Annotated in this window: 20 protein-coding genes; 13 read left to right on the top strand and 7 right to left on the bottom strand. The window is 48.2% G+C overall.

The genetic code is table 11. The features are described 5' to 3' along the window. Positions 1–306 precede the first annotated feature (306 nt). The 10 genes from Q1A40_RS09530 (at position 307) to focA (ending at position 13,380) form a co-directional block, all read left to right on the top strand. The gene (locus tag Q1A40_RS09530; RefSeq protein WP_299999556.1) at positions 307–1,506 is read left to right on the top strand and encodes an alpha/beta fold hydrolase; all 1,200 of its coding nucleotides are present in this window, start codon (positions 307–309) and stop codon (positions 1,504–1,506) included. Between the two features lie 436 nt (positions 1,507–1,942). Next, positions 1,943–2,938 (top strand): sugar phosphate isomerase/epimerase, encoded by a 996-nt coding sequence (locus tag Q1A40_RS09525; protein WP_299999554.1) that lies wholly within the window; start codon positions 1,943–1,945, stop codon positions 2,936–2,938. A 399-nt stretch (positions 2,939–3,337) separates the two neighbouring features. Then, positions 3,338–3,949, top strand: coding sequence for a DsbA family protein (locus Q1A40_RS09515; RefSeq protein WP_299999552.1), 612 nt, complete (start codon positions 3,338–3,340; stop codon positions 3,947–3,949). A 1,136-nt stretch (positions 3,950–5,085) separates the two neighbouring features. Continuing rightward, the gene (locus tag Q1A40_RS09510; protein WP_299999550.1) at positions 5,086–5,403 is read left to right on the top strand and encodes a hypothetical protein; all 318 of its coding nucleotides are present in this window, start codon (positions 5,086–5,088) and stop codon (positions 5,401–5,403) included. Between the two features lie 2 nt (positions 5,404–5,405). Further along, positions 5,406–7,421, top strand: a complete 2,016-nt coding sequence (hyfB, locus tag Q1A40_RS09505; protein WP_299999548.1) for a hydrogenase 4 subunit B — start codon at positions 5,406–5,408, stop codon at positions 7,419–7,421. 11 nt (positions 7,422–7,432) lie between these two features. After that, positions 7,433–8,383: a respiratory chain complex I subunit 1 family protein gene (locus tag Q1A40_RS09500; protein ID WP_299999546.1), complete on the top strand. Its 951-nt coding sequence runs from the start codon at positions 7,433–7,435 to the stop codon at positions 8,381–8,383. Between the two features lie 17 nt (positions 8,384–8,400). After that, the gene (locus Q1A40_RS09495) at positions 8,401–9,858 is read left to right on the top strand and encodes a hydrogenase 4 subunit D (protein WP_299999545.1); all 1,458 of its coding nucleotides are present in this window, start codon (positions 8,401–8,403) and stop codon (positions 9,856–9,858) included. Between the two features lie 12 nt (positions 9,859–9,870). Beyond that, a complete protein-coding gene (gene hyfE / locus Q1A40_RS09490; RefSeq protein ID WP_299999544.1) occupies positions 9,871–10,521 on the top strand; it encodes a hydrogenase 4 membrane subunit in 651 nt (216 codons plus the stop codon). A gap of 4 nt (positions 10,522–10,525) precedes the next feature. Next, complete coding sequence (locus Q1A40_RS09485; RefSeq protein WP_299999543.1) at positions 10,526–12,121, top strand: hydrogenase 4 subunit F; 1,596 nt, start codon at positions 10,526–10,528, stop codon at positions 12,119–12,121. A gap of 407 nt (positions 12,122–12,528) precedes the next feature. Next, positions 12,529–13,380, top strand: coding sequence for a formate transporter FocA (gene focA / locus Q1A40_RS09480; protein WP_299999541.1), 852 nt, complete (start codon positions 12,529–12,531; stop codon positions 13,378–13,380). 88 nt (positions 13,381–13,468) lie between these two features. On the opposite strand, the gene Q1A40_RS09475 is transcribed toward focA, so the two are convergent. The 7 genes from Q1A40_RS09475 to hypA form a co-directional block, all read right to left on the bottom strand. Beyond that, entirely contained in the window at positions 13,469–14,176 is a 708-nt protein-coding gene (locus Q1A40_RS09475) for an outer membrane protein (RefSeq protein WP_299999539.1), read from the bottom strand. A gap of 209 nt (positions 14,177–14,385) precedes the next feature. Beyond that, entirely contained in the window at positions 14,386–16,452 is a 2,067-nt protein-coding gene (gene flhA / locus Q1A40_RS09470) for a formate hydrogenlyase transcriptional activator FlhA (RefSeq protein WP_299999537.1), read from the bottom strand. Between the two features lie 118 nt (positions 16,453–16,570). After that, positions 16,571–17,593, bottom strand: coding sequence for a hydrogenase expression/formation protein HypE (gene hypE, locus Q1A40_RS09465; protein WP_299999535.1), 1,023 nt, complete (start codon positions 17,591–17,593; stop codon positions 16,571–16,573). Beyond that, the gene (gene hypD / locus Q1A40_RS09460; RefSeq protein WP_299999533.1) at positions 17,586–18,758 is read right to left on the bottom strand and encodes a hydrogenase formation protein HypD; all 1,173 of its coding nucleotides are present in this window, start codon (positions 18,756–18,758) and stop codon (positions 17,586–17,588) included. The genes hypE and hypD overlap by 8 nt, the downstream gene beginning before the upstream one ends. Beyond that, positions 18,758–19,036 (bottom strand): HypC/HybG/HupF family hydrogenase formation chaperone, encoded by a 279-nt coding sequence (gene hypC / locus Q1A40_RS09455; protein ID WP_299999531.1) that lies wholly within the window; start codon positions 19,034–19,036, stop codon positions 18,758–18,760. Before hypC ends, hypD begins: the two co-directional genes overlap by 1 nt. Further along, positions 19,027–19,797 (bottom strand): hydrogenase nickel incorporation protein HypB, encoded by a 771-nt coding sequence (hypB, locus tag Q1A40_RS09450; RefSeq protein WP_299999530.1) that lies wholly within the window; start codon positions 19,795–19,797, stop codon positions 19,027–19,029. The genes hypC and hypB overlap by 10 nt, the downstream gene beginning before the upstream one ends. Positions 19,798–19,827: 30 nt before the next feature. Then, positions 19,828–20,172, bottom strand: a complete 345-nt coding sequence (hypA, locus tag Q1A40_RS09445) for a hydrogenase maturation nickel metallochaperone HypA (protein ID WP_299999529.1) — start codon at positions 20,170–20,172, stop codon at positions 19,828–19,830. Between the two features lie 337 nt (positions 20,173–20,509). On the opposite strand from hypA, the gene hycA reads away from it, so the two are divergent. The 3 genes from hycA to Q1A40_RS09430 all read left to right on the top strand — a co-directional run bounded on the left by hycA (position 20,510) and on the right by Q1A40_RS09430 (position 23,581). Next, on the top strand, positions 20,510–20,977 hold the full coding sequence (hycA, locus tag Q1A40_RS09440; protein WP_299999528.1) for a formate hydrogenlyase regulator HycA: 468 nt from the start codon (positions 20,510–20,512) through the stop codon (positions 20,975–20,977). Positions 20,978–21,138: 161 nt separating this feature from the next. Then, positions 21,139–21,747, top strand: a complete 609-nt coding sequence (locus Q1A40_RS09435) for a 4Fe-4S dicluster domain-containing protein (RefSeq protein WP_299999601.1) — start codon at positions 21,139–21,141, stop codon at positions 21,745–21,747. 109 nt (positions 21,748–21,856) lie between these two features. Then, on the top strand, positions 21,857–23,581 hold the full coding sequence (locus Q1A40_RS09430) for an NADH-quinone oxidoreductase subunit C (RefSeq protein ID WP_299999526.1): 1,725 nt from the start codon (positions 21,857–21,859) through the stop codon (positions 23,579–23,581). Positions 23,582–23,591 lie beyond the last annotated feature (10 nt).

The raw sequence follows: 23,591 nt of genomic DNA, 5'->3' as shown, positions 1-23,591 counted from the left end.
ACTGAGCTTCAGGACCGGGCTGATTTCAGATGCCCGTTCAACTATAGAGAATGAGTATGCGTCGACAGAGAACATTATTCATCATTTGACACTGTCGGACCCATTTGTAACGCTTTCAACAGTCGTTGGCTGGAATTTTTAACTCCATGACTGATAGCCACCCGTGGGTGGCTATCAAACCTCCTCCACTTCTGGCTCACGGCGAACTCAAACGTAAGTAAAGCCGAGTGATAATACTGTTTACATACCGTATCCTTCGGCTTATTGACTATCATATTCGTTAATCCGCCTGACAAGAGCCGCACTATGCCTGATCCCGTTATTCTTCCTGCTAAACATCGTGTTTTAACTACACTGTTTTTGCTGTTTTTCATTGTCGCTATCAGCATGTTGAATGGGTGTGCACCCGTAGAGAACAAGGCCCCCGAGGTCGATGCTGTTGAATTTTCGGTTTACCGCGAAAACACACTGGCGCTGCTGCGCGGGCATCGGACATTTCAACAGCCTACAACAGATTTTGAACTGATGGCGAATGCCCCCCATGAATGGCGCCCGGCAGATTCAACACCTGACAAAGGTATCCTGCTGGTACATGGTCTTGGCGATTCCCCGTGGTCATTCACGGATATTGGACCGGCCCTGGCTGCGCAAGGCTTTTTGGTTCGCACGGTATTGCTGCCAGGCCACGGAACTCGCCCTGATGATCTACAGGATGTCACATTCGAACAATGGCGTCAGGTGGTTCACCAGCAGGCAGCGACAATGCAGCGCGAGGTTGGGAAGGTTTATATGGGCGGTTTTTCCACCGGGGGAAATCTGGCGCTCGAGTATGCCTATTCTTCACCGGACATCGCCGGACTGGTCCTGTTCTCGCCAGGTTTTCGTTCAAACAGTTCGTGGGACTGGTTAACACCTCTGGTGGCTAAATTTCGTCCGTGGTTATTCGAACCTGACGGACAAAGACCGATGCAAAATAGCGTGCGTTATCTCACCACACCGACCAATGGTTTTGCACAATTCTATCGTAGTAGCAAAGTCGCCCGCAGCCTGCTGGATAACCACACCTATGATAAACCGGTTTTTATGGCGGTGGCACAGCACGACTCCGTATTGAATACCGACTATCTGCTCGACATCTTCCAGACGCGCTTTACCCATCCAAATAGTCGCCTGGTCTGGTACGGTACGCCGCCCGCTCATCTTCAGGATACCAGGCGCATTATCGTACGTGAAGACAGACTCCCCGAGCATCATATCAGCCAGTTCTCGCATATGGGTATCCTGTTTTCCCCTGACAACAGGGTATATGGCGAGCAGGTTCAGCCGCGATTTTGCTGGAACGGTCAGTCACCTCAGGATATGCAAGCTTGCTTGCAAGGTGCCCCTGTCTGGTACTCCGACTGGGGTTACCTGGAAGCCGGAAAAATCCATGCGCGACTGACATTTAATCCATATTTTGAGTGGCAGATGTCAGTTATTACGGACGTTCTTGAAGGCCCTCTGTAGGGCCTTGAGACTGATGACAAAGCTAAAGTGATATCTGATTATCAGCGCTTATTTACGAAAATAAACAGGAAAATCAATTCATTGACTTTCGGCTGATAACACAAAGAAGGCCCTCTGTAGGGCCTTCTGACCATACCCGCACTCGACTCCCTGCTTCCACCGATTCGGTCCTGCTTTATCCTTTAACTCTCCGCGCAAGAGCGCTTCCGATCGCATCTAAACCGCAATAATTGCGAGCGTTGTCTAATTTTTTGGTGAGAAAGGTAGTTTCATTTTCAGGTTGAGGACATAATAATAAATATAAACTCAAGCATGAATATATATTCACAAGCATAAGAGAATCTATTTTCATGCGATGTTGCTCAGGTTGAAATCCTGACAGAACTACCTAACCAGTTGAAAGAATAATATCTGATGATTACGGATTGGAGATAAAATGAGCAAATACAATTACCCAAAATTTGGTGCAGGCCTTTGGCATTTTGCTAACTACGTCGATCGCTATGCGGTGGATGGTTATGGTCCGGCGCTCAGCACGCTTGAGCAGATCAAAATCGCCTCTCAGGTTGAAGATCTTTCCTATGTTGATGTTCCTTATCCCTTCTCACCGGGTGTTACCGTTGCAGACGTCAAAGCAGCTTTAGAAGAAGCGGGTTTGAAGGCTATCGGTATCACGCCTGAAATTTATCTGCGCAAATTTTCCCGCGGGGCGTTTACCCATCCGGATGCCGCAGTACGCGCTGAAGCCATCGCGCTGATGCATGAAGCGGCTGTAGTCGTGCGTGAACTGAACGCCAGCTATGTAAAAGTCTGGCCGGGTCAGGATGGCTGGGATTATCCTTTCCAGGTTGATCATAAAAATTTGTGGGCGCTGGCCGTAGACGGCATGCGTGAGCTGGCTGGCAAAAACCCTGACGTAAAATTTGCCATTGAATACAAACCTCGTGAACCACGGGTAAAAATGACCTGGGATTCAGCAGCCCGTACTTTGCTGGGTATTGAAGAGATTGGTCTGGATAACGTGGGTATTCTGTTAGACTTCGGCCACGCTCTGTTTGCGGGTGAATCACCGGCAGATTCAGCTCAGCTGATTATCGACAGAGGCCGTCTGTTTGGTATGGACGTTAACGATAACCTGCGTGGCTGGGATGACGACCTGGTGGTCGGTACTGTACATATGACAGAAATTTTTGAGTTCTTCTATGTGCTGAAAATCAATAACTGGGACGGCGTATGGCAGCTCGATCAGTTCCCGTTCCGTGAAGATAACGTTGAGGCTGCAAATCTGTCGATTCGCTTCCTCAAACATATCTATCGTGCGCTGGATCGTCTTGATATTCCTGCATTGCAGGCGGCTCAGCTGGAGCAAAATCCACTGAAAGCACAAAAAATCATCCAGAACGCGCTGCTGTCATCGATTGAAGAAGAATAAAATTTAACCTGATGTAATAAACCCTGCTTATCTGCTGGCAGGGTTTTTTATTTCCTGCTTTTTAAACCTGGTTTTTAACCAGCGCCTGGCAAATTTCGCCTATCTGTGTCACAGCATTCAGTCGCTTCGGGGTCGGTTCATTGGCAGAATTGAATCTCAGGAAATGATGTCATTCAGCTGATTGAGAGAACAAAGGCCCGGAACTGAGACACCAATGCCCCATGCCAGTAACCGTGAAAATGGAATATTCTCCACATTAAAAAAGTAAGGGAATAATGTATTTTTCTTGTCTGCGATTAAGGAACTGACTGTTACTGTCCCCCAGAATCATTCTCCGAAGCATATATCTTTTCTTCCTGGTATGATCCTCTCCATGCAACCTCTTAATCGGATAAATCAATGCAAAAATTATCTTTTTCAGTCGGGCTCCTGGCCTTATCTTTATTCAGTGCCGGCGCATCAGCCAAACCCTATAACACTCTCCAGACTCCTGTGACAGATGCGCCCGAAGTAGTGGAGTTTTTCTCATTTTACTGTGGACCTTGTTATATGTTCACAGAGACATATCCGGTTATCTCCACCATTAACAAAGCGCTACCGGAAGGAAAAAAAGTTGCACAATACCATGTCAGCGCGATGGGTAAACTGGGTCATGAGCTTAGCGAGGCCTGGGCTATTGCCTCGGTGATGGGGGTCACTGAGCAAGTTGAACATCCGCTTTTTATCGCCGTTCAGCGCGACAAGTCAATCAATGCGCCTGAAGATATCGCGGTAGTATTTGGTAAGGCTGGTATCGATCCTGAAACCTATAATAATGCGAAAAACAGTATGATGGTCAAAGCCTTTATTGCCCGTCAGGACGCGATGGTTAACGCTTTCAAGGTGACAAGTACTCCATCTGTGTATGTGATGGGTCGCTATCTCATCGATAACAGTGACGTGAAAGCAACCACGCCAGAAGGTTATGTGACGGCCTATACCGACCTGGTTTTATCTTTGATTAAAAAATAACCTGTCGATAGTTAAGCCAGAGAAAGCCCTGTTTGCCCGTTTTATGAATAACGTGACAGGCAGGAAACACCCTCTTATCGGTTCCTGAGAGGGTGTTTATTTTCTAAACCAAAGACCATTATTCCCTCAGGTGTGTTTAAATAGATATTGTTAACATAATGATTTTTCGTTTTTACTTTCGCAGGCTTGAGACACTTGAGTGATACGGGTTATGGCTGGGCCAATGGCAGAAATAAAAAACACGCGAAAAGATGCATTCCCTGTCCGTTGAATTAACAGAGACCTTAACGAAATTGACTTTAAGATACTACTTAAGACATTGCTGGTGGGGATTATTTGGCTGCGGATTCTTAGTGTACAGCATCTTAACCAGCTTATATGGCGGAACAGTTTATCCCGACTATGTTCCTTATATTCCTTATGTGGCTGCGTATCTGACAGTCGGCGGTTTAACATATCCATATACTTATTATGCCGTGGAAAAATTATTCCTGAAAATAATGTCAGAGAAAACTTGGGAAAAAGTGTTCGGTGACACGTGTTACAGGAATTTATTCTTATTTATTTATATGCTTTGTATATTACTTACGCTCCCCCTCCTGATACTCTATTTTTTGTTACCAAAACCCGTTAAGACAAGAAAAATCATCAAAAATAAAAGCGCTAAAAAACGCTCGAAATGAACAATCAGACACCATCCAGTCGGCTAACGATTCATTACACATAGCGTCATCGTCATTCTGATGCCACTCTCTATTCTTCTGTCAGCTATCTCGCCATTTTTGTCGACACGTCACGACCGTATGGTTCACGATTGTGATTGTCAAAATAATCCGCAATTTCCAGTAATCACAGGGCTGTCACCGAAAAAAAACGCCTCATTATCCTGTCAGTATGGGCGGAGAGAGCCGCTGCTTTCCTAATAAACGCCGCTCTTTCTGGCAATAAAACCACTGTGTATGAGTCTATGACCATCAAAAGTGTCGAACCCGCCTCTGAAATTGCTTCAAAAACACCACTCAACTTAAGAAAAAACACCCAACCAATTGAATAATAATACAAAAAATATAATGGCATGATTAATGCTTTATCTCAGTGTGCTTATTATTTTTGTCGTCTGAATCTGAGGACTGAACATGAACCGCTTGGTAATTGCGGGCTCCAAGCCTGGCATTCACTGTCATACCGGTATAGCGGATTGTACTGCAACCGCTAAAAGACAGGGATTACAGGTACTCCCCCGACAAATCCTGGTAAGGGTCGAAGATAAGACCACACCAATAACGTACAGATACAGTAAAGGGGGCCGCTGTATCCAAGTCTGTACGACTAAAACCATCCATCTGGTCAATCACGCAACTGTTCGTGAAAACAACAGGGAAAAACGACGCGCATCGATGTCGGAACCTTCGAATATGACGAAATTTGCTGAACACCAGGAAGGAGAAAAATAACGATGGATTCACTTCAACTACTTCACTGGTCGGTCATGCTTTATCTCATCGGCGCCGTACTTGCCTTAATCATGGCCCGCCAGGAAAGGGCATCGATCAATATTACGGCTATTACAGCAATTATCGGTGGCGTTCTCGGTTTATGTAGTGCTATTCCGGTATTACTTAGCGGGGATATTCAGCTTTATACCACCCAGGGGCTGTTTCCTTTCGCCACGTTCAGCGTCCGTCTCGATATGCTTGCTGCCTTTATGGTCGCGGTAATTTCGCTACTGGTTATCGTCTGTTCACTCTATTCCATCGCCTATGTGCGGGAATATGAAGGTAAAGGCGCCGGAAGCATGGGGTTCTTTATGAACCTGTTTATTGCTTCGATGGTGGGGCTGGTGGTAATGGATAACGCCTTCTATTTCATCATTCTGTTTGAAGCTATGTCTCTGGCTTCCTGGTTTCTGGTTATTTCTTCCCAGGACGATGAGTCGGTGAGTGCTGGTCTGCTCTACTTTTTTATCGCTCATGCCGGTTCGGTCCTGATTATGATCGCCTTTTTCCTGATGTGGCGGGAAAGTGGCAGTCTCGAGTTTGAATCGTTCCGCCATCTGCAACTCTCACCGGTAAGTGCATCGGTGGTGTTTTTACTGGCATTTTTGGGGTTTGGTGCCAAGGCGGGTATGCTGCCACTCCACAGCTGGCTTCCTCGTGCTCATCCGGCAGCCCCCTCTCATGCCTCCGCGCTAATGTCCGGTGTCATGGTCAAGATTGGTATCTTCGGGATAATCAAAGTCGGTATCGATTTACTGGGTGCACCACAACTGTGGTGGGGAATTGTCGTTTTAGGTTTTGGCGCAGTCTCTTCCGTTCTTGGGGTGTTATATGCGCTGGCAGAACACGATATCAAACGCCTCCTGGCCTGGCATACGGTGGAAAATATCGGGATCATTCTGATGGGGGTCGGCGTCGGTATGGCCGGTATCGCTACTCACCATCCGGTACTGGCGGTGATTGGTTTGTTAGGTGCGCTCTATCACTTACTCAACCACGCGGTCTTCAAAGGGCTGCTATTTCTGGGCGCTGGTGCCGTTATTTTTCGCCTTCATACCCGAGATATGGACAAAATGGGGGGGCTCGGCAAATTGATGCCCCTGACAGCGAGTGCATTTTTAATCGGCTGTATGGCCATCTCTGCGCTGCCGCCGTTAAACGGGTTTATCAGTGAGTGGTATACCTATCAGTCGCTGTTCAGTATGAGCCATGACGGTAACTGGTTGATGCGAGTCAGTGCGCCCGTCGCTATCATTATGCTGGCTATCACCGGCGCGCTGGCAGCCATGTGCTTTGTCAAAGTGTATGGCGTGAGCTTCTGCGGCGGACCGCGCAGTGAAAAAGCCGCCCAGGCGCGTGAAGTCCCCTGGCAGATGACCTCTGCCATGCTGTTCTTAGCGCTTCTCTGCGTATTGCTGGGCTTGGGAGCCAGCGTGATTGCTCCCGTGATTTCTCAAGTTGCAATGTCTTTGGCCAGTACTCAGCACGTCACTGTTGCTCAGGGTGTACTGCTGATGCCGGCAGAAACATCACAAGCGATGCTGTCTCCTGTACTGACCTTTATTCTGCTCATCGCCCTACCCGTTCTTCCGTTACTGGTCTGGCTTGTGGTTAAAGGTAATCAGCCTGCATTTCGTCGCCGTGGACAACCCTGGGTATGTGGTTACGACTGGGTTCCACAGATGTCTACCTCAACCAGTGGTGTCACTCAGCCATTACGCGCGATGTTCAGCGCGCTCTATCGTCTGCGTAAACAGCTGGATCCGACCCCACTGCTATCCCGTGCATTACAAACAACAACCGCCGGCGCAGCGGTAACCGAACCCTTCTGGGATGAGAAAATTATCTATCCTCTGGTTCGTCTGGTTCGACGGGCAGGTATTCAGATACAACGCTTACAGAGTGGAGATTTCCGGCTCTATTGCCTGTATATCGTCGCAGCACTGGTGGTGCTGCTGTTAGTTGTTGCGATGTGAGGGGAGAAACCATGACATTACAAGAATCACCGTCGCTAATGATGGGCATCTTTGCGCTTTTTCAGGCCGCTGTCCTGTTATTTCTGACACCGCTGTTTACCGGTATTTCACGTCAGATCCGGGCCGTCATGCACTCACGTAGCGGGCCGGGTATCTGGCAGGACTACCGAGATATTTTTAAACTGCTCCAACGCCAGGACGTAGCGCCCGCGCAGTCAGGCGCTATCTTCCGTGTGACGCCTTGGGTGTTGCTCAGCAGTATGCTGCTGGTCTCAATGACACTCCCGGTTTTCACCCTCACCTCTCCTTTCGGCGGTGCCGGAGATATCATCACACTGTTATATCTGTTTGCCCTGTTTCGTTTCTTCTTTGCGCTCTCCGGGCTGGATACAGGCAGTCCTTTTGCCGGTATCGGTGCCAGTCGCGAGCTGACACTCGGCGTGCTGGTGGAACCCACATTAATACTGGGTCTGTTGGTGGTAGCACTTATCGCCGGGTCGACCAATATTGGCACCATCAGCGCAACGCTAACCGCGGGCTGGAGTGCTCCTACCGCAACTTTACTGGCGCTTCTGGCCTGTGCTTTTGCCTGCTTTATCGAAATGGGCAAAATCCCGTTCGATGTCGCCGAAGCCGAGCAAGAGCTGCAGGAAGGTCCTCTGACTGAATATTCCGGCTCGGGTCTGGCTCTGGTGAAATGGGGGATAGGCCTGAAACAGGTCGTGGTAGCAGAACTCTTTCTCGCTATCTTCATTCCGTTTGGAAAAGCGGCGGAAATGACCCTGGGTGCGCTGGGGCTGGCGCTGGTTTTGATGCTTATCAAGCTACTGGTCATTTTTATCCTCGCCTCTCTTTTTGAAAATACCCTGGCACGTGGTCGTTTTCTGCTGACCCACCAGGTGACCTGGATTGGGTTCGGCGTTGCAGCATTCTCCTTTGTATTTTATTTAACTGGTCTGTAAGGAGCCTGGAAACCGTTATGGAAAGTTCATCCTTTATGACCAATACGGCGCTGGCAACTTTGTTGCTACCCTTTATTGGCGCATTATTGACCGCCTGTTCTCCTAAACTGATTGCCAAGTGGGTCTGTACTTTGTTTGCCTTGCTGGCGACTCTGGGAACCCTGCTGCTGGGCTGGGAATTTCTGGCCAATGATAAAGCTGACCTGACAATCACTCTGCTGCACTACGGTGATATTGCCCTGTTTGGCTTTATTTTTGACCGCATCAGTACACTGATTGTCTTCGCGGTGGTGTTTCTCGGCTTACTGGTCAGCATCTACTCCCTCGGCTACCTTAACGAGGGTAACCGCGAACATGCGGATGAAGGGGGGAATCGCTACTACGCCTTCCTGCTGGTGTTTATTGGTGCGATGGTCGGGCTGGTGCTCTCATCAACCATTCTCGGACAGCTACTGTTTTTTGAAATTACCGGTGGCTGTTCCTGGGCATTAATTGGCTATTACCAGACAGAGAAATCGCAGCGTTCAGCGATGAAAGCTCTGCTGATCACCCACGTTGCTTCGCTAGGGCTATTTATTGCCGCCGCAACGCTGTTTATCACGACAGGAACCTTTGCGCTGAGCGCTATGTCGCAACTGGAAGGGACACCAGCTCTGCTGGTCTTCGGCGGTATTATGTTTGCTGCCTGGGGTAAATCAGCGCAGTTACCGATGCAAGCCTGGCTACCCGATGCAATGGAAGCCCCGACGCCTGTCAGTGCCTATTTACACGCAGCATCGATGGTAAAAGTGGGGGTCTATATCTTCGCTCGCGCCATTTATGAATCAGGTCACGTACCTCATATCATCGGCTGGATAGGTATGGTGATGGCAACCCTCACCATTATTTACGGCTTTATGATGTATCTGCCGCAAAAAGACATGAAACGGTTGCTGGCCTGGTCAACTATCACCCAGTTGGGTTATATGTTCCTCACCCTGTCGATTGCTATCTTCGGTTCAAAAGAAGCCTTTGATGGTGGTATTGCCTACATCTTTAACCACGCTTTTGCGAAAAGCCTCTTCTTCCTTGTGGCGGGGTCTCTCAGTTACTGCTGTGGCACCCGTATGCTGCCGCGGTTACGGGGGATACTGAGCAAAATGCCCTTAGTCGGAATCGGTTTTTGTGTTGCCGCCTTGGCTATTGCCGGTGTGCCTCCGCTGAACGGCTTCTTTAGTAAATTCCCGGTATTCGCTGCAGGTTTTGAAATGTCGAGCGAATTTTGGGTCATGACGCCGCTGATGCTACTGGTGTTGATTGAATCAGTCGCCAGTTTTGCCTGGCTTATTTACTGGTTTGGTCGTGTGGTTCCTGGAGAACCTAATGAGGAGCTGATTCAGGCCTCACCGTTACCACACTCAATGCGTCTGGTGTTGCTGGTCCTGATCGTGATGTCGTTCTGCTCCAGTGTTATCGCTATTAGCTGGCTTGGATAAGGGAGAATGAGTATGACTGGTTCACTGATTATCAATAACCTTGCGGGGTTAATGATGTTAACTTCGCTGGTAGTTATCGGGGCAAAGCGCCCCACCGTATCCTGCTGGTTCTATGCGCTGCAGTCGTTAATACTGGTGACTATTTTTATCACCCTCGCCTACACCCTTAACGCACATAGTCTCTATATGTGGGCGATCAGTGCCTTTATTACTAAAGTGGTTCTGGTTCCTGTCATTATGGGCTATGCGTTTCGTCATATGCGCGACCCGGAACATGAGGGCAGCGTTATAGGCTTTCCCGTATTAATGCTGTTCACCGCAATCATCGTGGTGCTGTGCTGGTTTGTGGTTGAGCCGGTACAAATACCGCTGATTGCGGAGCTAAAACCTGCCCTCGCCGTTTCGCTCGGCCATTTCCTGCTCGGTATTCTCTGCATTGTCACGCAGCGCAATATTCTCAAGCAAGTATTCGGTTACTGCCTGATGGAAAACGGTTCGCATCTGACTCTGGCCTTACTGGCGAATAAAGCCCCGGAACTGGTCGAAATTGGTATCGCCACTGACGCAATTTTTGCTGTCATTATCATGGCGGTACTGGCTCGTAAAATCTGGCGCACTCTGAATACCTTGAGTGTCGACCAACTGACAGCGCTAAAGGGGTAACGGAATGAGTACAACATCCGTACTATTAATTTTGCTGCTGACACCACTGTGTATCGCAATACTTAACTTTACCTGCCGTCTGGCAGGTGATACTGCGCGCGCACTGACAACAGCACTGCATTCAATTGGAATTGTCGCTATTCTGGCAGAGACCCTATGGGTCGTGACTCTAATTTATCAGCAGGGCGACATGCTGGTGGCCGATAAATGGCTCCATCTCGACAGTCTTACCGCATTGTTCTTAGCGATTCTTGGGATCGTAAGCTTTATCACCGGGCTCTACTCTGTCGGCTATATGCGCCATGAGGTTGACGACGGCGCTGTCAGTGTGAAGGGATTATGTCACTACTACGGCTTCTTCCATCTGTTTATTTTCACTATGCTGCTGGTGATTACCAGTAATAACCTGATTATGATGTGGGCCGCGATTGAAGCGACTACGCTGAGTTCAGTATTTCTGGTGGGAACTTACAGCAAGCGTTCCTCTCTGGAAGCCGCCTGGAAGTACGTTATCATTTGCTCCGTCGGCGTCGCTTTTGGTTTATTTGGCACCATCCTGGTATACGCCAACGCGACAACGCTTCTTCCTGACCCGAATGATGCGATTTTCTGGACCGAAGTCCTGAAGCATGCCTCAGAACTCGATCCAACGCTGATGAAACTGGCGTTCGTCTTTGTACTCATCGGTTTTGGCACCAAAACAGGGTTGTTCCCGATGCATGCCTGGCTTCCCGATGCCCACAGTGAAGCACCAAGTCCTGTCAGTGCCTTGCTCTCAGCCGCCCTGCTTAACTGCGCACTGCTGGTGATCATTCGCTATAACATTATTATCAATCAGGCGATTGGCGACCATTTCACCCGCACCTTGCTGGTGGTGTTTGGCATGTTATCTGTCGCTGTCGCAGCCTTTTTTATCCTGGTACAGAATGATATTAAACGCTTGCTGGCCTACTCTTCTGTCGAGAACATGGGGTTGATTGCTGTTGCACTGGGTATCGGTGGCCCATTGGGTATTCTTGCTGCCATGCTGCATACCCTTAATCATAGCCTGGGTAAAACCCTGCTGTTCTGCGGATCAGGTAATGTTTTACTGAAATACGGAACCAGGGATATGACCGTTGCCAGAGGAATGCTAAAAGTGATGCCTTTCTCGGCGCTGCTGCTGGCAGGTGGTGCGCTGGCTCTGGGCGGTATGCCGCCGTTTAACGTCTTCCTCAGCGAATTTATGACGGTGATTGCAGGTCTGAGTGCAGACCATATCTGGCTGACCATAATTCTGTTACTGCTGTTAACCTTGGTCCTTGGCGGCCTGGTCCGTATGGTCGGCTGTGTTCTGTTTGGTAAGGCACCAGAACCGACTCGCAAAGGTGAACTGGGCATACTGACTACCCTCCCGATGGCGATTTTACTGGTACTGATGCTGGTGATGGGGACCCATATTCCCCAGCCAGTGGTTCAAATCCTGGAAAATGCGGCTTCCGTAGTACTGCATACCGACCACTCTACGGCTTCACCGCATTTTGACTGGCCGTGGGCTGCGGGTTCAGATAATTCAGCGATAAGCTATCAAGTGGAGATTAACGGATCATCGGTGAAATAATCATCTGCACCTGTGACAAACGCGAAAATAAGATGAAATGACACATGAGATATCTAACGCCTGTGCGTTAGATATTTCCTGCGTTCATCCGCGATATTAAGTATTAACTTTCAAAGTATATTTAAAATAGCAATCTGCTGATCACTCCCCAATCTCATCTGAAATTAATCCAAGTAATTAGCAATGCGTATTAAATCATCCCTCTATTTCTGACAGCCCAAACACCTTTGTTTTATATAAAAATCAAAGAATCATCAATAATCAACAACAAAAAAAATAAAACACAAAATATTTAGCCAATGTCTTTTTTTGATACTTGGATCGATATTTTCGCCATAAATTAAACGTTACCATAGATATATAAACCGCAGCAAAAAATGCCTCATCAAAAAAATGCAGGAGTTATTATGAGTACTGAAAATTCATTTGATCTGCGTCTTCCTCCGGAAATGGCCAAAATAGCTGAACAGGTCGGTCTCTATAAAACCAAGAAAAAGAAATCACTGTCATTCTTCCTGGCAATTACTGCCGGGGTTTTTATTTCAATCGGTTTCGTTGCCTATATCACCGTCACCAGCGGACCCGGTCCCATTGCGGCCCCGGTTAAATTTCTTGGTGGTATATGCTTTACCCTTGGACTTATCCTTGTCGTGGTCGGGGGGGCCGATTTGTTTACCTCTACCGTACTGACTGTGATGGCAAAAGCCAGTGGTCTGATATCCTGGCCAGCACTGATAATAAACTGGCTGATTGTTTATTTTGGTAATCTTGTCGGCGCATTATTTTTTGTTGCCCTGATTTGGTCTTCAGGGCAAATGATGTCCGGTGAGGGTCAGTGGGGATTAAATGTATTACAGACTGCCGACCATAAAATGCATCACACATTCTTTGAAGCCGTTTGTCTCGGTACCCTTGCTAATATGATGGTCTGCCTGGCGGTATGGCTAAGTTATTCCGGGCATACTTTGTTAGATAAAATATTCGCCATGCTGTTACCCATAAGTGTATTTGTTTGCAGTGGTTTTGAGCACAGCATTGCCAATATGTTTCTGATCCCTTTAGCCGTTATTATACGCTATTTTTCACCTGACAGTTTCTGGTCACAGATACACCAAAGCCCTGATGCCTTTCCGGCACTCAATATTTCACAATTTATTACTGATAATTTAATTCCGGTCACCATCGGGAATATTATTGGCGGCGGAGTTTTGGTAGGTATAACTTACTGGATAATTTATCTGCGACAGCAGAGCCATTAAGTTTACTTTCGAGGTGTAGTGGCAAAAATAACACTACCACTACCTGTCAGTTCAGGGGGTACGTATACTGCTAATACCCCCATACTTTTTAAAATTTATATGAAACACCCAGCATAAGATCGTTTGAAGCTGCTTTCGTTGTTGTATCCAGCGTTCCAGTGTAAGAACCAAAATTATCCGTTCTGCTGTTGGTCACCTTCCCGCCATCCACATACCTGTAGCTGGCATCGACAGATATATTGGATGTGACGGCATATTTCACACCCGCACCCACACCCCAGGCAAAATTATTTGCACTGGCAGACATAGATTCCCCGCTGCCATCTGAAATTTTATGTTTCAGGCGCGATAAACCCACACCCGCGGTCAGATAAGGGGTGAAGTCTGATGAATTATAAAAATCGTAGTAACCATTGACCATATAAGTGTCCATTCGGACTTTGTTTTTGACGGTATCAGAATAGCCGTATTCATCTGTTAATGTCTGCGAACCTTCAGCGTTCCCTCTGAATTTTGCTGCAAGCTCTAGTCTTACCGGAAGCTTACCCTGGTCGTTAAAATCGTAGCCGACAGCAATACCACCACTAAAAACGCCCTTATTGGTATTTGACAGTTTCGTTGTCTGGCGATAGTCCACAATACCTGAAACGGCTTCTGAGTAATCTGCTTTGGTATCGTGAATATTAACGACAGATGAACCTAACTCACCTGTAACATAGACACCATTGTTTGCAGATACAGCGCAGGTATAAAGCGTCGCGATAGCGACTGTTGAAGCGATAAAGGTTTTTTTCATTAAGCAGGTTTCCATATATACGTGTTTTTATGCCGGCATAATATGTTTCCATTTATGTATTTTCATTAGGAAAAATCATAAAAACAGGTTCTATGAAACAAATGTGAGTTCATTTTTAATTCAGAAAGAGAGCGAGCTTAGCGGTTTGGGTCGTGATAAATATCATCACGACCAGTCTGTCTGGAATATTTTCTGAGTGCAATAAACCCTCAATTTACGCTAATACCCAGTTTTTTCATTCTTGATAATAAGGTTGTGCGTTTTAATCCCAGGCGTTGCGCTGCCCCCCTGGGCCCGGCAACCACGCCATTCGTTTCTTTTAATACCTGAATAATATGCTCACGCTCGTCATCCTCATGCACCATAGGTGCCGGGGGAGGTGTTGAAGCCACAACATTTAACGGATATTTTATTTCCGGAAGTTGTAAATCCAGCACGGTACCTCGGGATAACAGCACCGCACGCTCAATCACATTTTCAAGCTCACGCACATTACCGGGCCACGGCATGCGGCTGAGCTGACGAAGCGTTTCTGACGGAATACTGTCAATAGTGCGTTTCATACGCTTGGCAATTTTATAGGTGAGAAATTTCACCAGCTGGGGAATATCTTCAGGCCGTTCACGTAACGGCGGGATCATAATAGGGAAAACGTTCAGCCGGTAAAAGAGATCGCTACGAAACTCTTTATCCATTACCATCTGCCCCAGATCCCGGTTGGTTGCCGCAATAATACGGACATCCACCGAAATGAGTTTACTGCCACCGACGCGCTCAAATTCCTGTTCTTGCAGAATACGCAGAAGTTTTGGCTGTAGTTCAATGGGTATTTCCCCTACTTCATCAAGAAATAAGGTGCTTTTATCCGCCAGTTCAAAACGCCCCATGCGTTGAGTGGTTGCCCCGGTAAATGACCCCTTTTCATGACCAAACAAATCACTTTCCATGAGTCCGGCTGGCATTGCCGCACAGTTCATTTTAACCATACGCTGCTGACGACGATCGCCCAAGTCATGGATTGCCCGGGCAATCAGCTCTTTACCGGTTCCCGTTTCACCAAGAATAAGCACTGTACAATCACTTTTCGCGACGATCTCAACCTGCTTAAGTACCGCAGACATGCTGGAACTGCGTCCGACAATATCGCTGAAGTTCGGGTTGTTACTGTTGATTTGCTCGGTGAGATAGAGATTTTCGTGCTGAAGTTTTTCTTTAAGACTTTTAATTTCCTGGTAGGCCAGGGCATTATCCACCGCAATCGCAATACGCGCGGCAATTTGCTGTAATACCCGCAGGTTTGCAGCATTAAAGTTATCTGGCTGGCATCGGGCTAACTCAAGTACGCCTAATGTTTTATGGCCAAAGCACAACGGCAACATGCACAAACTTTTCGTTTGGTCGCGCCACAATCGATTGAAAAATTTATTTTCATCACTATCAATCCCTTCCCCGGCCTTCACATTCATCAGCAGCATTTTGCCGTTTTTCATTACCTGCTGTTCCAGCGAACCGTCCAGTATCATATGGGACTGTTCACGTTCCTCAATATGGCTGGACAGATAATGCGTGGAGTAGACATCGGCCTGTTCACTCTCTTTGTCCGCATCACAGAGTACAATGCTGATAGCATTAATATGGAAGAAATGATGGATGGTTCTGGCGATTTCACCGGTCAGTTCATCAAGATCGCGTTTCGACAATACCGCATTAGTGATATCCACCAGAATACGGAAATCATCGCGTTCATGACGCAACATGGACTGCTGGTGTAGAGCATTCTGACGCAACTGGATTTGTTCTACGGCAATGGCAGTCAATAAACAAAGCTCATATAAACCATTCTGATCGTCCAGGCTGAAGGGGTCGCCATGCTGGCGCATGAACTCACACCCACCCTGTATGCGTGTCGAGATCCGCAAAGGCACCATACAATAGTTTGAAAAATCAGGATAAAGTTTGAGCGCAGCCAGCTGAGGATAGCGAAAGTGTAAAGCTTCCCAGCTCCAGGCCGATGTTTTAGGATGCGTGAGCAAATCGTGTACGGGTCCGCCAGCAAGCAGCGTTTCATCTTCGTAGGTCACAGGCAGACGTTGTGCATCGATACCATAAAAGCTGACACGGGCACTATTTTCATCGAACAGTACGAGTGTTACGGCATCCGCTATCCCTGCTGTCTGTATAACCTGAGTTAAGGTTTCCAGCAGCGAGGTCATATTCTGTTGCTGCAACAATGTACGTGCCAGCTCCAGTAATCCTTTGTGTTTTGTGACGCTCATAGTGGAACTCTGCATAGTGTTTGCTCTGAATAACATCGATTATTGGAAACAAGCTGCTTCAATATTAAGACGCTGAAAAAAGTTTACTCCTTTCAACGTAGTCGAGCCCCTGACAAGATCAACAAATACGAGGTAAAGGCTCAGCATGGGGCAACATTAACTGACGAGAAATGCCTAAAGCACCGCGCAAGCACACTTGCGGATTTTCTGTCACCTCACCGATTACTGTGGCATCTATCCCCAACGGGTGACTGCGCAACAGACTCAATGCCATTTCCTCTGCCTGGGCAGAGACCACCACCACCATTTTACCCTCATTGGCAAAATTTAGCGGTTCCAGCCCGAGTAATTCGCAAACACCCCGCACCGCCGGTTTCACTGGCAAGCTATTTTCATCGATACACATGCCCAGACCACTGGCCGCACTGAACTCATGCAAAATCGCATTCACGCCGCCGCGGGTCGCATCACGTAAAGCATGAACGCCAGCGAGTTCACGCAGAGGGGCAATCAGCGGCGCCAACACCGCACAGTCACTCTCCACGCCTAAATCCATACCTAAGTTTTCGCGCAGATTAAGAATAGTCGCTCCGTGGTCACCCAATGTGCCACTGACGATGACCTTATCACCGGCTTTAATCGCGCTTGCAGCCCAGTTAACCGTCGCTGGGATCACCCCCATTCCGGTGGTATTAATAAATATTTTATCCGCAGCACCGCGCTGAACCACTTTGGTATCACCCGTAACAATCGCTATGCCTGCATCGCGTGCAGTCTGAGCCATGCTGCTGACAATCGTCTGCAAATCATCAAGCGGTAAACCTTCCTCCAGGATAAAACCGCAAGAGAGATAAGCAGGGGTTGCGCCACTGACTGCCAAATCGTTTGCCGTTCCGCACACCGCCAGTTTGCCGATATTGCCGCCGGGAAAAAAAACAGGGTCAATGACATAGCTGTCAGTGGTAAACGCCAGACGGTCGCCCTGCGCACTCAGACTGGCTAAGGATAACCGTGCAGCATCTTCCCGCTCATTCAACCAAGGGTTATTAAACGCGCTCAGAAACATCTGTTCGATTATTTGTTGCATGGCACGGCCACCGCTACCATGTGCCATAGTGATGACTTTTTTGCTCTCATGCATCCTGATTTACCTTCTGTTGTCGAACGCCGGACGCCTGTTTCTCTGCAGTCGTCGTTTCCTGATGACGATACTGATACCACGCCGCACAGGCTCCCTCAGAGGAAACCATGAGTGCTCCAAAGGCGTTATGTGGCGTACAGCCACTTCCAAACAGCGGGCACTCATGGGGTTTACAGCGTCCAGTGAGTACTTCACCGCAACGAGCGCGCGGATCGTCAGCGACTGACTGAGCCTGTGGGTTGAAACGGCATTCGGCATCAAAGTCCGCGTAGGCGCTGGTCAGAGAAATACCCGACGCCTCAATTAAGCCTAGCCCACGCCACTCACTGCTTCCAGCCAGCGTAAAAACGTCATGCATTGCTTTTTGTGCCAGCAAATTGCCCTCCGGAGGGACGACCCGGCTGTATTGATTTTCTGTTTTACAGGACATCTCACAAACTTGCTCCACCAGCATCAGCACACTCTGCAGCATATCCAGCGGTTCAAAGCCACTGATAACCAGAGGTTTACCAAACTCTTCATTGATAAAATGATAGGGAGTAATGCCTGTTATCATGCTGACGTGGCCGGGAGCAAGGAAGGCATCAATGCGGACGTCCTCCTGAGAAAGCAGACTACGTAAGGTTGGCATCAGGCTGATATGCTGACAAAAAACGCTGAAATTAGTCAGTTCCTCACGTTTTGCTTGCTGCAGAGTGACAGCAGTGACAGGCATCGTAGTTTCAAATCCCAGGGCGAAAAAGACCACTTGTCGCGCGGGATTTTCACGTGCCAGCTTCAGCGCATCGAGGGGCGAATAAACTACGCGAATATCAGCCCCCCGCTCGCGGGCCTGGAGCAGAGACCCTTTTTTTCCGGGTACCCGTAACGCATCGCCAAAGGTACAAAAAATCACCTCGGGATGCGCAGCAATTTCGCAGCAGGCATCAATACGCCCCATCGGTAATACACAGACCGGACAGCCAGGACCATGGATAAACTCCAGTTGTGGAGGTAAAAGTTTATCCAGCCCAAATTTAAAAATAGCGTGGGTATGACCACCGCAGACTTCCATAATTTGCATCGGTTTCTCAGCGCTATACGGCAATAGTGCTGCCCGCTGATGCAGCCGTTCAATCAAGGTATTTGCCAGCAACGGGTCCCGAAACTCATCAACAAAACGCATTATCTTGTCTCCCCGGCCCCGAGGAACAGAGCAACATCCGTTTCCACTTCTTCCATGGCATGCAATGCCGCCAGGGTTTCCAGAGCTTCCTGCTCGTCTAACCGACTGAGGGCAAAACCAACATGGATGAGTACCCAGCAACCAATCAGTGCTTCAGGATCGTCTTCAGATATCAGCGCAATATTCACTTCCCTACGTAACCCGCAAACCTCAGCCCAGGCGTTACCCGGTTGCTGTTCATGCAGGGCAATAATTTGCCCGGGAATGCCTATGCACATAATTGTTGCTCCAGCCATGCCAGCCACAGTTCCATACCTTCACCTGTTGTCGCTGATAACAGGATCACTTCAATCTGAGGATTGACCTGGCGCGCATTGGCAATACAGGTTTCGACGTCAAAATTGACATAGGGCAGCAGGTCAATTTTGTTAAGTATCATCAGGCTGGAAGCGGCAAACATATGAGGATACTTCAGCGGTTTATCCTCACCTTCGGTGACAGATAACACCGCGACTTTGTGCCGCTCACCAAGATCGAAACCGGCCGGACACACCAGATTGCCGACATTTTCGATAAACAGCAGACTGTTATTATTTGGTGATAGTTGATGCAACGCGTCGTGCACCATCTGAGCGTCCAAATGGCAGCCTTTACCCGTATTGACCTGAATCGCTGGAACGCCGGTGGCACGGATACGGTCAGCATCATTCGTGGTTTGCTGGTCACCTTCGATGACCGCACAGTCTGTCTGGGTTGCCATACGACGCAACGTGCTGGTCAGCAAGGTGGTTTTACCGGAGCCTGGGCTGGATACCAGATTCAATGCCACAATATTCGCTGCAGCAAAATGTTCGCGGTTATGGAAAGCAATATGGTTATTTTTCGCCAGCACATCCATTTCAATATCGACCAGACGACGAGGTGCGAAAGGCAACCCGTGACTGTCAGCGTGGGAATGTTCATGGGAATGATGAGTATGTTCAGCACTGATACCTTCTATACGAAGTTCACCGCTGGCACAGCCGCAGGTACTACACATAGCTTGCTCCTCAGGTAAAACTACTACCTGTTATTCGATTTCAATTCGTTTAATTTTCATACCGTCGTCAGCAACTACGCGTACATCATGTCCACCGCATTGCGGACAAAGCAGCACGCTGGGGCTGAGCAAGGTGATGTCCTGCTGGCAGTGATTGCACCAGCTTACGGCTTGCGGTGTTTCAAGATGCAATACGCAACCTGCAGCGAGAGTTTCACGGCACGCCAGCTCAAAACAAAATTGCACAGCTTCCGGCTCGACACAGGAAAATGCGCCAATTTCCATCCACACAGCGGTAATTTTCTGGGCATTATTTTGCTGCCCAAACTGTTGCATTATTTCTACCGCGTTCTGGCATAAAGTGATCTCATGCATTATTTCTCCCCCATTCGAAGATAAATAAAGAGATGATGACATTGTAGCTGCAATATTAGTGCCAGATTTAACGACAAGGTCCGAGACACTTATTACTGACAGACCATCATATATGTCGAAATAAAGTGTCATCGACATGTCACTCAGCTTTATCGCCCGCCAGTAAAATAAATGACTGGGCTTTTAACTCATTAATAATAAATAAGTAATTAAATAAAAAAGGAAACTGGCACGCTTTATGCCAGCAGTAGGCTATGCACCCTATTTTTGTCGTCACTTTTTGTATTCTGGCGAATAAAAAAGGCACAGGCACATCATTTAATTACGGGTAATAACAATGAGCACTCTTAGCGATCTGAGCAGTAAAGCAGATTACATTGCCAACAAAAACAACCATCTGAAAGCACAGTGGAGCCTTTATCAAAACAGTCTGACACAGGCAGTAACCCATTCAAATAAAAAGATAAATCATGGCTTTAGCTGTGGTGATGAAAGGGGTGTCTGTTTTACATTATTTGACTATTTTACCGTCAGCATCTCCCTTAGCGATGACTTCTATAGCCAGGATATTGTTTACAGTTTGAATATGGCGCATAGCAGTGAAGTCGATGATTTCAAAACAATTTCCCATGCGACACTGAGCGAAGACGGCCTGGTGGACGGTAGCGTCGATATTAAAGATAAAAACGCGGTGCTTGAACATTATCTCAATAAAATTTCAGCTATTTATCAGTGTGTTTTTGACTCACTGAAAAGTAATAAACCTATTCATCCGCAACTTGAGAAATTACTCAGCAACGCCTGAGTATATTTAAAAACATATGACTGCTGCGGCAGTAAAGAATTTCTTTTAGCACTCTGTTTACTGGGTTCGACTCCGACATAAATGTCGAAATATCAAATTAAGTGCCGATTTCGTCACTTTTGATGAAATACTGAGGAGACTTCATGAGCGTTAAACATGCCATGAATCAATATGTGATAGCCGATCCGAAACTGTGTATCGGCTGCAATACCTGTATGGCGAGTTGTTCACAAGAACATCAGCGTCAGGGTTTACAATCTGCACCTCGTCTACAAGTGATGAGGAATCGTCTGGATTCCGCTCCGGTGATGTGTCACCAGTGCGAAGATGCACCTTGTGCTCAGGTGTGTCCGGTCAATGCTATCACACGCGAAAATGACGCTATTTATCTGAATGAAAGTCTGTGTGTGAGCTGCAAGCTCTGTGCTCTCGCCTGTCCGTTCGGCGCCATTACCTTCTCTGGCAGCACACCACTGGATATTCCTCGTGATTGCAATACCTCAAAAGCGCTCCCCGCGCCACCTCCACCACGTTCCGTCAGCCCGTTCCTGGACTGTGTTCCGGGTGTACGTGCTGTGGCAGTGAAATGTGATCTGTGCAGTTTCAGTCCTGAGGGCCCGGCGTGCATTAAAACTTGCCCGACGCAAGCCATCACGCTTGTTACCCCTGCACTGAGCGAAACAGCCAGCCAGCAAAAACGGTTGAATGCGATGAATGTCTTTTCAACCCGGCTGACAACCTTCGATATCCCTGATGAAGGAGCCAAATAATCACAACAGAAACCGTAATGGCTCCGGCATCGCTGACGGTATTTCCACGACTGATTGCTGGCTGACCTGACATTTTTCTTATCTCGCGCATGCGGGAAGAGGCTTTGTAATGAACGAATTCAATACTGCATTAAATCAAAACCCGGTCGGCAAAGCGTACCTGGCTGCACTCGAGAAACAGTTTCCTTCTGCTGTTTTAGGCAGCAGCTGGCAAACCGATACTCAGGCCACCGTCACAGTCAGACTCAACTGGTTACCTGAAGTGGTTGAGTGGTTGTACTATCAGCAAGGTGGCTGGCTTTCCGTCTTATTCGGGAATGACGAACGGACATTGTGCGGCAATTACGCCCTGTATTACGTGCTGTCGATGGAAAAAGGCGTGAAATGCTGGATAACCGTACGCGCTGAAGTCGACCCGGTGTCACTGGAATTCCCCTCAGTGACCCCTCGCGTTCCCGCTGCCGTCTGGGGGGAACGTGAAGTCCGAGATATGTACGGCTTGCGTCCCGTGGGTCTGCCAGATGAACGTCGGTTAGTGTTGCCGGATGACTGGCCGGATGATTTATATCCGCTGCGTAAGGATGCAATGGATTATCGTCAGCGCCCGGCCCCGACCACCGATACTGAAACCTATCCGTTTATTTCCGAAGCCAAAGAAAGCAGCAATATTGTGCCAATTGGCCCGCTTCATGTTACTTCTGACGAACCCGGACACTTCCGTCTGTTCGTTGACGGCGAGGACATTATCGACGCCGATTACCGCCTGTTTTACGTCCACCGGGGTATGGAGAAGCTGGCGGAAACCCGTATGGGTTACAACGAAGTCACCTTCCTTTCAGACCGGGTATGTGGGATCTGCGGTTTCACCCACAGTGTGGCCTATACCTCTTCTGTTGAAAATGCGATGGGCATTGAAGTCCCTGAGCGTGCTCAGATGATTCGCTCCATTTTGCTTGAGGTTGAGCGACTGCACAGTCACCTGCTGAACCTCGGGCTGGCCTGTCATTTTGTCGGTTTTGACTCCGGTTTTATGCAGTTTTTCCGCGTCAGAGAGCAGTCAATGAAAATGGCTGAGATCCTCACCGGGGCACGTAAAACCTATGGTATGAACCTGATTGGCGGCATGCGTCGCGACATTCTTAAAGACGATATGATAGCCACTATCTCGCTTGCAGGCAGTATGCGTCGGGAACTGAACGATATGGTCAGTATCCTCCTCAGCACTGCCAATACTGAGCAGCGCAGTGTCGGCGTCGGTATTCTGGAACCCCAGGTAGCGCGTGATTTCAGTAATGTTGGCCCGATGGTTCGTGGTAGTGGCCATCGCCGCGATATGCGTCAGGATCATCCTTATGCCGGTTACGCTAAATTACCCTTTGAGCTCTACAGTGAAACAGGAAATGACGTTTTTTCACGCTTAAAAGTCCGTATCCATGAAGTCTTCAACTCACTGAATATGATTGAATTTGGCCTACAGAATCTGCCGGCAGGTCCGCTGGCGGTTGAAGGTTTTCGCTATATTCCACACCGTTTTGCCCTCGGCTTTGCTGAGGCCCCGCGTGGGGATGATGTTCACTGGAGTATGACCGGTGATAACCAGAAACTGTTCCGCTGGCGTTGTCGTGCGGCCACCTACGCTAACTGGCCGACTCTGCGCTATATGTTGCGTGGCAATACGGTATCCGATGCGCCGTTAATCATCGGGAGTCTCGATCCTTGCTACTCCTGTACCGACCGCATGACCCTGGTTGATGTACGTAAGAAAACCTCCATCGTGGTGCCTTACAAAGAGATCGAGCGTTACGGCATCGAACGTAAAAATTCGCCGCTTTAAGGAACTGTTT

The organism is uncultured Cedecea sp. (assembly GCF_947498825.1).
In the GTDB taxonomy this organism is placed as follows: Bacteria; Pseudomonadota; Gammaproteobacteria; order Enterobacterales; family Enterobacteriaceae; genus JGM124.
The sequence above is the reverse complement of the archived record's forward strand: the minus strand, read 5'-3'. Positions and strand labels throughout refer to the sequence as shown.